9 protein-coding genes and 2 pseudogenes are annotated in these 11,250 nt (G+C 55.3%); 5 read left to right on the top strand and 6 right to left on the bottom strand.

Features of this window, described 5'->3' with window-relative positions; translation table 11 throughout:
• Nucleotides 1–175: 175 nt before the first annotated feature.
• Nucleotides 176–1,228 (top strand): annotated as a pseudogene (locus AB4Y42_RS38960) (IS630 family transposase); the annotation flags it as partial.
• Between the two features lie 331 nt (nt 1,229–1,559).
• Here AB4Y42_RS38960 and nifK read toward each other — a convergent pair.
• The 3 genes from nifK to nifH all read right to left on the bottom strand — a co-directional run bounded on the left by nifK (nt 1,560) and on the right by nifH (nt 5,615).
• Complete coding sequence (gene nifK, locus AB4Y42_RS38955) at nt 1,560–3,119, bottom strand: nitrogenase molybdenum-iron protein subunit beta (protein WP_368692163.1); 1,560 nt, start codon at nt 3,117–3,119, stop codon at nt 1,560–1,562.
• A 71-nt stretch (nt 3,120–3,190) separates the two neighbouring features.
• Nucleotides 3,191–4,654: a nitrogenase molybdenum-iron protein alpha chain gene (gene nifD / locus AB4Y42_RS38950; RefSeq protein WP_368692164.1), complete on the bottom strand. Its 1,464-nt coding sequence runs from the start codon at nt 4,652–4,654 to the stop codon at nt 3,191–3,193.
• A 79-nt stretch (nt 4,655–4,733) separates the two neighbouring features.
• On the bottom strand, nt 4,734–5,615 hold the full coding sequence (gene nifH / locus AB4Y42_RS38945) for a nitrogenase iron protein (protein ID WP_368692165.1): 882 nt from the start codon (nt 5,613–5,615) through the stop codon (nt 4,734–4,736).
• Between the two features lie 445 nt (nt 5,616–6,060).
• Here nifH and AB4Y42_RS38940 point away from each other — a divergent pair, with 445 nt between their 5' ends.
• The 4 genes from AB4Y42_RS38940 (at nt 6,061) to AB4Y42_RS38925 (ending at nt 9,186) form a co-directional block, all read left to right on the top strand.
• Complete coding sequence (locus tag AB4Y42_RS38940; RefSeq protein WP_368692166.1) at nt 6,061–6,669, top strand: hypothetical protein; 609 nt, start codon at nt 6,061–6,063, stop codon at nt 6,667–6,669.
• A gap of 89 nt (nt 6,670–6,758) precedes the next feature.
• Nucleotides 6,759–7,340, top strand: a complete 582-nt coding sequence (locus AB4Y42_RS38935; protein ID WP_368692167.1) for an ankyrin repeat domain-containing protein — start codon at nt 6,759–6,761, stop codon at nt 7,338–7,340.
• 12 nt (nt 7,341–7,352) lie between these two features.
• Complete coding sequence (locus tag AB4Y42_RS38930; RefSeq protein ID WP_368692168.1) at nt 7,353–7,595, top strand: zinc ribbon domain-containing protein; 243 nt, start codon at nt 7,353–7,355, stop codon at nt 7,593–7,595.
• A 226-nt stretch (nt 7,596–7,821) separates the two neighbouring features.
• On the top strand, nt 7,822–9,186 hold the full coding sequence (locus AB4Y42_RS38925) for a neprosin family prolyl endopeptidase (RefSeq protein ID WP_368697217.1): 1,365 nt from the start codon (nt 7,822–7,824) through the stop codon (nt 9,184–9,186).
• Between the two features lie 523 nt (nt 9,187–9,709).
• Here AB4Y42_RS38925 and AB4Y42_RS38920 read toward each other — a convergent pair.
• The 3 genes and pseudogenes from AB4Y42_RS38920 to nifT all read right to left on the bottom strand — a co-directional run bounded on the left by AB4Y42_RS38920 (nt 9,710) and on the right by nifT (nt 11,137).
• Nucleotides 9,710–10,285: pseudogene (locus tag AB4Y42_RS38920) on the bottom strand (transposase).
• Nucleotides 10,286–10,638: 353 nt separating this feature from the next.
• Nucleotides 10,639–10,905: a hypothetical protein gene (locus AB4Y42_RS38915; protein WP_368692170.1), complete on the bottom strand. Its 267-nt coding sequence runs from the start codon at nt 10,903–10,905 to the stop codon at nt 10,639–10,641.
• Nucleotides 10,906–10,918: 13 nt separating this feature from the next.
• Nucleotides 10,919–11,137, bottom strand: coding sequence for a putative nitrogen fixation protein NifT (nifT, locus tag AB4Y42_RS38910; RefSeq protein ID WP_368692171.1), 219 nt, complete (start codon nt 11,135–11,137; stop codon nt 10,919–10,921).
• Nucleotides 11,138–11,250: the final 113 nt, after the last annotated feature.

Raw genomic sequence — 11,250 nt, 5'->3', positions numbered from 1 at the left:
CCCCACAGCGCTTAAAACAAGGTTGATTCGCGTTGAAATTGCACAATGCGAAAGATTTGGAGACGGTGGGCGCGTAAATCGAGGAAGGCAGCTTCCGCCGGGGGCGTATTTCCGCAACCTGCTAGGCGGCCACCTAGTCCAGTGAACCAATGAAATTGCACTGGTCTAATAGTGCATGTGCAAAATGAATCTGAGTGAAACCGAGCGCGAAGAACTGATGTCGATTCAGCGCAGCCGCACAATGACCGTTGGCGAGGTGAGGCGTGCGCGGTTGATCCTGCTGCTCGACGAAGGAGCCTCGCGGGCGGCGATCATGGCCGAATTGCGATGCGATTCGCGTTTCATCACAACGTGGCAATCGCGTTTCGGTGAGCGCCTTGCTGGCCTGTACGGCAGACATCCAGGCCGTGTGCCGCGATCTGACCTCGCGGGCCTTGAAGCGAGAGTGCTCGACTACGCGCTGCGACGCAAGCCGGCCGACGGCTCGACGCACTGGAGCAGCCGCAAACTGGCGGCACAGCTGGGCATGGCCTTCATGACCGTGCAACGTAACTGACGCAAGCACGACATTCGGCCACATCGTCTCGATACGCACATGGTGTCCAACGATCCTGACTTTGAGACCAAGGCCGCCGATGTGATCGGGCTGTACCTCAATCCGCCGTTGCATGCGGCGGTGTTCTGCGTGGACGAGAAGACAGCCATCCAGGCGCTGGATCGCAAGGACCGGATGTTGCCGCTCTCGCCCGGGCGCGCTGAGAGTCATGGCTTCGAATACAAACGCAACGGCACCCTGAGCCTGTTCGCCGCATTGAATGTCGCCACCGGCGAAGTGCTGGGCAAAACCGCGCCACGCCATACCAGCGCCCAGTTTGTCGCGTTCCTCACCGAGGTAGTATCGGCGCAGCCACGCGGAAAGGAGATTCACGCGTTATGTGACAACGTGAGCACCCATAAAACCGACGCTGTTCAAATATTTCTGGTCGACCATCCGAAGGTCTCGATACATTACACGCCCACGTATTCGTCATGGCTGAATCAGATCGAGAACTGGTTTGCCCGCATCCAGCGCGACGTCATTGCGCGTGGCGTATTCACCAGCACCAGGGATCTCGACAAAAAGCTCATGCGGTACATACGTCAATACGATAAGCAGGCACTCCCATTGAAATGGAAGTACTTCGATCCATCGCGGCGAATCCGGTGCAATTCATCTGGTTCAACGGACCTAGCGCCGTATTCGTCCACGGAGGGTTGTGTTAGACGCGTCCATTTGCGTGTTCCTCGGAGAAGACTAGCGTGCGATTCCCGCTTTACACCAGCAGGACTTGCTTCCGCTGCCCTCTCTCATTGAATCAAGTTAATTCAGCGAGATTTGCAACTTCCAGCAAGCGCTTTTAGAGCAAGGTTGCGAATCGGACTACGGAGCGCGGCCATACCTGGGTGCTGTGGACGACTAGTCAAAAAGTCGTGCGGACCGCGCCCTGCTGAGCGGCCGCGCACGATCGCCCACGTCGAGGGGCTGGGCAAACCAAGCCTAGGAAACAACCATCCTGCCATCATCGAACAATGTCATAACTGTAATCAGTCTTCGCAATATCAATCGTACTAGCATCGAGCTTCTCGAAGAATTCGTCAAGTAGTGCCAATAGAACGCGCAATGCTCCCTCATACCCCCAAGTCGGAAAGCGGTGATAGTGATGCCGGTCAAAAATAGGAAACGCGAGTCGCACTAGCGGTGTCCCCGTATCACGCTCCAGGTACTTCCCGTGAGTGTTGCCGATCAGGAAATCGACTGGTTCGGTAAACAGCAGCGAGCGCAGATGCCAGAGATCGCGCTTCGGATAGGCGTTGCATCCGGCCCCGTATGGCGACGCGTCTAACAACGCCCTGACCTTCTCGGCCCAGCCGTCGTTACCGTTTGTCGACACAACATGCACCGGCTCTGCACCGCACTCGAGCAAGAATTGCGTGTAACCTAGCATCTGGTCAGGATCGCCGAAGAGCGCATAGCGTTTGCCATGGAGAATAGCCTGACTGTCCGCCATTGCATCAACGAGTTGCCCCCGCTCCCTCTCCAGTTCAGGTGGAATCGGTTGGCCCGTGACACGGGATATCTCCATGAGGAAATGGTCGGTGCCAGCAACGCCGACTGGGGAATTAAGCACAATTACCTCTTGGCCGTGTTCCACGATATACTTCGCCGTCTTTTCGCAGCAATACTCTTGGAAAATGAACGTTGCTTTCGCATTCAGAGCACGTTCAACTTCTTCCTTCGTTGTCCCACCCTCGTACATGCGGAATTCTCCATCCGTTGGCGTATTCCATGTATCGGAAGGATCGCAGATGATGTTGACCCTCACGCCGAACAGATCGAAGATACGACGAATCTCCTTGATGTTGCCCACCACGAAACCGTCAAAGCCACCGATAAAATTTACACTCTCGTCCTGCACACGCATGAGTGGTGTTGCGGTACCGGCCTTCCCGTCCCAGAAGTGTTTGAGAATGCCGAGTAGAGCATTGTCATAACCCGTCACGTGACTGCCGACAAACGCGGGCGTATGAGCGAACGGCACATCGTAGTCTTGCGGAACGCTCCCCTTCTGCTTACTGTTCTTGATGAATGCATCGAGGTCGTCACCGATGACTTCTGCCATGCAGGTCGTCGATACGGCGATCATCTCGGGCTTATAAAGGTTGTATGCATTCGCCAGACCGTCGATCATATTATTGAGGCCCCCGAAGACCGCCGCGTCTTCTGTCATCGACGAACTCACGCACGACGTCGGTTCCTTGAAGTGCCGAGAAAAGTGTGAGCGGTAATAGGCCACGCAGCCCTGAGAGCCGTGCACGAACGGCAGTGTTTTATGAAAGCCGTTTGCCACGAATACCGCCCCCAGAGGCTGGCAGGCCTTCGCGGGATTGATGGTTAGCGAGTCGCGCGCGAAGTTCTTCTGCTTGTAGTCTTCAGTCTTCGTCCATTCGGCAACCTCCCTCACTGCCTCATCAGGATGACCGAACTCAAAATCTTGCTTCTTGTTGCGCAAAAGCGCCTGATATTCCGGCTCGCGAAAGAGCAGTTCGTGATCGAGAATGTTGTCGCTTGATTGGGGCATGACTCGCTCCTGAATCGATTTCCTGAAGAGCCATCAGGCGACACAACCGTATCGCCAGCGGCCCGCCTAGCTCACACTGCCTTTTTCCACGGCGCCTTGGAAAGAGTCCAGACCGGACTAGAAATTGCAATGTCCATGTCGCGCGCAAAGATCGCGAATCCGTCGTAGCCGTGGTACGGGCCTGAATAATCCCAACTGTGCATCTGGCGGAACGGAACACCCATCTTCTGAAAGACGTATTTTTCCTTGATTCCTGAACCGACGAGGTCCGGCCGCATGCGTTCGACGAACCGCTCGAATTCGTAGCCGGTCACGTCGTCGTAAATTAGCGTGCCGTCGTGAACGTGATGCGTAGTGCGCTGATAGTCATCGTTGTGGGCAAACTCGTAGCCGGTTCCAACGACTTCCATGCCGAGGTCTTCGTACGCCCCGATGATATGGCGCGGGCGAAGGCCGCCTACAAAAAGCATCACTTTCTTACCCTCGAGGCGTGGCTTATACCTCGCGATTACCGCATCCATCAGCGGGCGGTATTTGGCGATCACCTTCTCCGCATTGGTCTTAATTGTGTCGTCAAATCGGCTCGCGATCTCCCTCAGGCTCCTTTCAATCATTGTTGGACCGAAAAAGTTGTATTCCAGCCAAGGAATACCATACTTCTCTTCCATATGTCGGCTGATGTAATTCATTGACCGGTAGCAGTGGAGCAGGTTAAGCTTTGCGCGCGGCGTATGCTCCAGTTCAGCGAGCGTACCATCGCCCGACCACTGCGCAATAACGCGCAAACCCATCTCCTCAAGGAGAATGCGGCTTGACCATGCGTCGCCGCCGATATTGTAGTCACCGATGATCGCAACGTCGTACAGAGTTGATTTGAGCGCGGAATGTTTATTCGGGTCGGCACGGTCGAGCACGCAATCGCGAATCGCATCGTTCGCGAGATGATGCCCAAGCGACTGTGATACGCCGCGAAATCCCTCGCAGCGTACGGGTACGATTGTGTGCCCGCCGTACTGCGTGCTCTTCTTCTTCGAGACTGCCTCGATGTCATCGCCGATCAGACCGATCGGGCATTCCGTTTGAACTGATATGCCTCTGTTGAGCGGAAACAGCTCCTGAATCTCATCGACGATTTTGTCGAGTTTCTTGTCGCCACCGAACACGATGTCCTTCTCCTGAAAATCAGAAGTGAACTGCATCGTGACGAACGTATCGACTCCGGTTGTTCCGACATAATAATTGCGGCGCGAACCCCACGAATACTGGCCGCAGCCGACGGGTCCGTGACTGATGTGAATCATGTCCTTGATCGGTCCCCAGACGACGCCCTTCGAACCGGCATATGCGCAGCCGCGAATCGTCATAACACCAGGCAGCGACTTAATGTTGGACTTCACCCCACAGTCCGGCCTACCCTGCTCAAAAGTGCCTAAATGCTTGGCCCGCCGCTTGGCCATCTTTTCCGGGTAAGCTCGCAGCACTTCGTCAATGAGAGCCTTGTGAGCGGCCTTACGTTCTTCAACCGTTGCGGTCATTGCATATCCATAAATGGAGAAATGTGATCGGCGAAATCAGTTGCCGTACGCCGCACGGCAACCGTCATCCCTGCAGCCGTCAGACCGTCAGTTCAGCCGCTGTCTTGCCAACCTTCGACTCATCGACCTGCACCATAATTCCTTTTTCCATCAGGAGATCTTCGAGTTGGTCCATCGTGATCGGCGTTGGGATCACACCATTGCCAGCGTTGTTATGCACCTTCTCTGCAAGCGCGCGATACTCGGCGGCCTGTGCACTCTCTGGCGCGTACTCGATCACCGTCATACGGCGTAGTTCCGCATGCTGCACGATGTTGTCGCGCGGCACGAAGTGGATCAGACGTGTACCGAGCATCGCTGCGAGCGATTCCGCAAGCTCGAATTCCTTGTCTGTCTTGCGCTCATTGCAAATGAGGCCGCCCAAACGCACACCACCGCTGTTAGCATATTTGAGAATCCCTTTTGAGATATTGTTCGCAGCGTACATAGCCATCATCTCGCCTGACATCACAATATAAATCTCCTGTGCCTTGTTCTCTCGAATTGGCATTGCAAAGCCCCCGCACACCACGTCGCCCAGCACATCGTATGAGACGTAGTCCACTCCGTCGTAGGCACCGTTCTCCTCCAGGAAGTTGATCGATGTAATCACACCGCGACCCGCGCAACCGACACCCGGCTCAGGACCGCCCGACTCCACACAGCGTATGTCTTTGTAGCCAATCTTCATGACATCCTCGAGTTCGAGGTCCTCCACCGAGCCAGCTTCCGCCGCGAGGGAGAGAATTGTGTCCTGCGCCTTCGCGTGCAGTATCAGCCGTGTCGAGTCTGCCTTCGGATCGCAGCCGACAATGAGGATCCTTTGCCCGAGGTCGCTGAGCGCCGCGAGCGTGTTTTGCGACGTGGTCGATTTTCCAATCCCGCCCTTTCCGTAGAAAGCGATCTGCCGAAGTTGAACCATCGTGATACTCCATTGAGATAGAAGGATTAAACCAAGGTTGCCAATCAAGGCTGCAAAGCCGCGATCATGTCCTCAGCGTGCAGTGTCCATATGATCTTCTTCTGTGGAGTCACGCATCGGCCGGATGCTGTCCGCGCGAATCGCTATAGTGCAGTTTCTATGCCAAGGCTCCAGAATCGTCGAAGTGCCTTGCAAATCGCGCTTTGAGCAAGCATGCCGGCATGGCGCCTACCGACGTTCGCAGCGTCGGCTTCCTGACAAATCGTGCGTTGTTGTCGCAAACGAGATTTTCACCACCATTGTCGGCCCGCCTCGGTCAATGGCAGCGGGCCAGAAAGGGAGGGATTGGTGGTACGAAAGTTGCGAACGAAACGTCATACTTCTTGACCAATTGCGAACTGTCACTGCCATTTCACAAGTTATTCAAACTTAAGAGGAAAACCAAATGAACGATATGACTATCGACAAGGGCCTTGACCAGACCGTTTTCGCCCGCTTGCAGCGCGAGGGCCGTTTGCTCAATGCAGTGTTCAAGGGTCCCACCAGTACACCTCGTCGCATCGGTTTTCGCGGCGAACTTGCGCTGCGCTTCGGACCGCAACTCGCTGACGAAGCGCGCCCGCCTGAGCTGTCTTGCGAGCAGGTCATGGCAGTGGCCGACGTCGGCAACCCGCATCTCATATTTTTTGCGGGGTGGCTATTGAGCTTCGAAGATCTGAAAGACGTCGCCGAAGTGTTGGGAGACGCACTCTCGCCCAACGGAAAGTACTTTCTGTTCTGCGACAACATCGATCTTTCGAGTCGCTATCAGGCGCACTACCAGGGCGCAGTATTCTATGTCCTGCCTATCGTGGAATCGACGGTCTACAACGAAATACTTGAACTCCTGTATCTCGACAAGGCAGAGCTGAGGAAAAAGGACACCGCGGGAAAACTCGACGCGGTCGCCGATGCTGGGTCGAAGTTCGACTTGTGTTTCGATCCCATCAGTTACGCGCAGGGACTCGAACTGATGGGTCCAGTCCGTGATCCTAACGAAAACAGACCGGTCTAAGCTGCATTTCGCCGCGGTGCTTCTACATGAAGATGCCGCCATGCACACAAGTTACCAAAACGCTCACGTAATCTAACTGGAGAATTTCTATGGCCTTGCTAATCGATGCTGCCGCACGTCGAAAAGGGAACGGTCAAAGCCTCCCGCTCGCTGATGAGGGTCTGCAAGCTCGGCCACGTTCGTCAGTCGCTAGATGGCTGTCGGCACACGACTTTCCGGATGCCCATTCCTGCAGCGTTGACGGCATAACGCCGCTGATGCTCGCAGCGATGCATGGGGAAGACCGTATCGTCGCCGCGTTGCTCGACGAAGGGGCACCGGTCAGTGCGCTCGACGACAACGAAAACGATGCGCTATGGTACGCATGTCTATGCGGAACGCCCGGACCGATTCTACGGTTGGTCAGTGCCGGTCTTAATGTCGATCATGCCAATGCGCATGACGTCACATGCCTGATGCAGGCAGCCGCCAACGGCAGAGTCGACGTCATGTGGTTGCTAATATCCCTTGGTGCGAGTAACAGCTTGGTCGCGCCAGATGGGCGAACTGCTTTCGACATGGCCACGGATTTTGGACTACAGCTGCTGCTAACGGTAGACCGACTCAAAAACGCCATGCGCGAATCGTCGCGTTTCGCCGATGATGCTCCGTCGCACAACCTTGCCCATTGAGGAGAACTTCTCATGCCGCTTTACGACTACGTATGCCGCAACTGCAATTTTCGGTTCGAGACACTCGTACGCACCAATTCGTTGGCGTCCTGTCCGCGCTGTAGCAGTAATGCGATGGATAAGCAGGTCAGCGCACCGTCCGCCCCTCCACGCAACAAGGCACTCATTACGGCAGCACGCCGCCAGGCCGCTCGTGAAGGGCATTTGAGCAATTATTCCGCGGCTGAGCGCATGCAATTATTGCATCGACCTTGAAACGCCACAAGGAGCTGGCGCCTGTCATTCCATATCTGCCTTGCAAAAAAGTTAACTCCAAAATCATATGTCGCCGCAGTCTATTTACCTCATCGCACAAGAATTCTCCGTTGTAAATCCCGACAACGGGAAACAACTCGGTAGACTTGCAAACACAATTCGGTATGCCTCTTCTGTGTGTCTGATCTGGATATTAACATGGACAATGCCCGCATACTCGCAGAGCATGGATTCCCATATCGAATCATTTGACAGATTCATGGCTGACACGAGAGCGGCCGCCGCTCAGGATTTTATTGGTCGCTCTTGGCCCGAGTCTGGGGCGCATCTTGAGTCAGATCATCAACCTCCAATCTCGCGCAACTACAAAGTCAATGATCCGTCTGCTTTTGAAGGGATGCGCCAAGCGATTATTGAACGTTACAATGGAGTACACGTCTCAAGGAGTTTTTTTGCGAACGGCCAAACCTATGACTGCGTTCCGTTGATGGAGCAACCAGCTGTCCGGAGATATCAAATAAGGCAAATCGCAACACCTCCACAGTTAGCGTCAGCGACAAACCTCAACGGTGACTTATCCAGCCGATCGGTAGGGTCGTCTGAACAGTTGCAAAACGGTGTGAATACGCCAAGCTGTGGTACGGGCAGCGTCCCCTTGAATAGAGTCACATTGGAAGAGCTTAGTCGATTTACGACAGTAGATGCATATCACAGAAAGGCGCCTCCACCGATGACCAGGCTCCCGTCAAGCGGCGAATCAGCGAATGCACCCTTTTTCGCGAGTCAATTACTCTCCGCGGATCCCTATGCACACAAATATGCGACATTCGTGCAAAACGTCGAGAATCTCGGGGGCAACGTCACGTTCAATGTCTGGAATCCGAAAGTGGATGCTGCGGCGGGTCAGTATTTCAGTTTGTCCCAGATCTGGATTCTTGGTGGAGACAGAGCCGGCGGCGCAAACCCTCTTCAGTCGGAAGAGACTGGCTGGGTAGTCTCTCCTTCCATGTTTGCGGACAATCTGCCGCACTTCTTCATCTTCAGCACCGCCGATAACTACGTGAACACCGGATGCTGGAACAACAGCTGCGGGGATTTCGTGCAGGTTTCGGAGAAAGCGGTACTCGGGGGCGCGTTAGTTGACATCAGTTCTCCCGGCGGTCAACAGCACGAGTTCAGTGCCGGATATCATCGCGACGCACACGGGAACTGGTGGCTCCTTCGTAACGGAGTCGCGATTGGTTACTACCCCGCGGAGTTCTATCAAGGCGGACAGAACAGTCATAACGCGACGTCGATTGGGTTTGGTACAGAAACAACTGGGCTTACGTCTTGGCCAGGCGCCGGTAGTGGTAATTGGGACAGTCAACTATATGGCCACGCAGCTTATCAGCGCAACCTCTACTACTACGACCTCGCTGATACTGTTGCCTGGGACGATCCGCACTTGTTGGGACAATCGACTTGCTACCACGCGGCCGGGCCATTCAGCAACGGAGATGGCGGCAATATTCCGGCCGATAACTACCATCCAAGTTGGTGGACCCGATACATCTTCGTTGGTGGCCCAGGCGGAACACAGTGCAGATGAAGACGGCATAGAGCGCGTGATTCGTATTGTTCTATGATGCATAGCTCCGCCTAACATCCCGACTCCTCGCGCTTGCGCGGTTTCCACATGTTGCGTTTGGCAATTGGTTCATCGAGGCATCCTACGTGCGCGATGCCGAACGAGGCGGAGAGCTCACCCGGAGCCAGCCTTAAACGGCACACGAGAAGAGAACCGCGCGACACCGACGGTCAACCCACCTTCCCGTGACCAAAAAAACCGGTATTGCAATTCGCAGGCCAAGCGTTCGCCGTCACTGACTAATTGCGTACGTCCGCTTACCGATATTCCGCACTGTCCTCTTCACGTCGAGGCAGGTTGATATCGGCAAATACAGGCGAGGCCCTAACAGGTTGCGGAAATGCACCCGCGACGGAAGCGGGCGTATTCGATTTACGCGCCCACCGTTGCTAAATTTTTCGCATTGTGCAATTTCAACGCGAATCCACCTTTTTTTAAGCGTCGTGAGGCCGACTTCTGGCCTCATTGCCGCCTTCTTGCGCCACTATGGGCGCATTTGTGCCAGCGAGCGCATGCGCACGAGGTTGTAGGCCGCCATGTTCAACACGAACATCTGGTCTACCTTCTTCAAGCCACGCACCATCACCTGGCGCGTGCGGCCCACAGTCTTGGTCCAGCCGAAGCTTTGTTCGATCAACTTGCGCTTTTGCTGCGAAATGGCATAGTCCGGCCCACGCCTGGATCAGCGTGCCGTCCACGCTGAAATGTTCACCCGAGAGCAGGCACTTCTTCTGGGCGATGGCCACCCCTCGTCATCCATTGCCAGGCCGATGAACCAGCGAAACAAGAGGTTGTACTGGACTTGCTCCATCAGTTGGCGCTCGGAGCGGATGCTGAAAAGCACTTGAATCAGCGTGGCCCGCAGCAACTTCTCTGGAGCGATGCTCGGCCGCCCGCCCTTTATGTCCGCTTCGTACATCTGGGCGAACAGTCGATCCATCCTCGCCAGCGCGTCGTTCGCCATTACGCGGATCGAACGGAACGGATGCGACTTGGGGACGAAGTCGTCCAGCTTGCGCATGGAAAACAGACTCTCGGTGAATGTGTCGGCGCCGCGCATGGTCTCCGTGGGGCAAGTGGTGGTCCATCTATCAACGCTTCACGAGCTCTGCGCGATGACGTGTTTCAGCGGTAATTCAGCGGCCTGCTAAGCCGGCCAAGATAATTCCACGTGCAATCTATGGGATGGGATGTGCAGGGCGCGCTGGTAATTGCGTCACCCGCCCGATGCCCAGCACACGCAGGGCCATCGAGCTGCCGAGCGTCGAGTCACGGTGACAACGGCATCGCTGCGCCGAGCGACCGTAAGCTCGGACGAATCGAGCTCGGACCATTGCTCCAACGACTCGAAAGCCCGCGAAAACAAGCTAGATCGCCGTGGTGTGGTATGCCAGCTCGCAAAGTGCGATTTCTTCAGTCGCCATCGCAAAACGCCTCCTCTGCCAATATGAGGATATCCGCTTGCGCTGCCTCCGTGGTTACATTAATGCAAAAGCCGGTCCATGTCGCTAGATAGACCCGACGACCACGGAACTTGAGGAAGGGCTCCTCATCGCTTAGCTCGACTGCGGTGATCCGAATGATACGCACATCGGGATAGCGCTTTCGCCAAATTACCGCGGCTTCCTGCAACGTCGGTTCGGTACAAACCAGTTCAGTTATCGCATGAATCTGTTCCATAGTAAGGCCCATGTCATTCGCACCCGCCTGACACGCGCCGCGCCTCGACAGTTACCGGAAGCGTGGTATCGCTCGCAAGTTCGGGCAACTGAAACTGCCAGCCGTTAGCAAGCGTAATACGTCCACCCCAGAGCTGCGCTCCATCGATGTAGACGATTGGCTCCTCGAGATCCTTCTTCAGAACATAGGCCCTGAATACACCATTGTCATCCTTTCGGATCGTGACCTTCACGTTTATATCTCCCGGGTTGGTTAAGCGATTCGCGCCAGACGTATGGCTGCAACAACCGGCGGAGATGCCGCACGTGCGCAGTACGATGCCGCCTTATCCCACACAAACAGGCC

Origin of the sequence: Paraburkholderia sp. EG286B (assembly GCF_040965655.1) — a bacterium.
Classification (GTDB): Bacteria; Pseudomonadota; Gammaproteobacteria; order Burkholderiales; family Burkholderiaceae; genus Paraburkholderia.
Note: the sequence above shows the minus strand (reverse complement) of the source record. Positions and strands in the feature narration are given on the sequence as shown.

Excerpts from the sequence above, each read along its gene's own strand:
- nifK (WP_368692163.1), bottom strand. The coding sequence starts at position 3,119 with ATGCCCCAATCAAGCGACAACATTCTCGATCACGAACTGCTCTTTCGC.
- nifD (WP_368692164.1), bottom strand. The coding sequence starts at position 4,654 with ATGACCGCAACGGTTGAAGAACGTAAGGCCGCTCACAAGGCTCTCATT.
- nifH (WP_368692165.1), bottom strand. The coding sequence starts at position 5,615 with ATGGTTCAACTTCGGCAGATCGCTTTCTACGGAAAGGGCGGGATTGGA.
- AB4Y42_RS38940 (WP_368692166.1), top strand. The coding sequence starts at position 6,061 with ATGAACGATATGACTATCGACAAGGGCCTTGACCAGACCGTTTTCGCC.
- AB4Y42_RS38935 (WP_368692167.1), top strand. The coding sequence starts at position 6,759 with ATGGCCTTGCTAATCGATGCTGCCGCACGTCGAAAAGGGAACGGTCAA.
- AB4Y42_RS38930 (WP_368692168.1), top strand. The coding sequence starts at position 7,353 with ATGCCGCTTTACGACTACGTATGCCGCAACTGCAATTTTCGGTTCGAG.
- AB4Y42_RS38925 (WP_368697217.1), top strand. The coding sequence starts at position 7,822 with ATGGATTCCCATATCGAATCATTTGACAGATTCATGGCTGACACGAGA.
- AB4Y42_RS38915 (WP_368692170.1), bottom strand. The coding sequence starts at position 10,905 with ATGGAACAGATTCATGCGATAACTGAACTGGTTTGTACCGAACCGACG.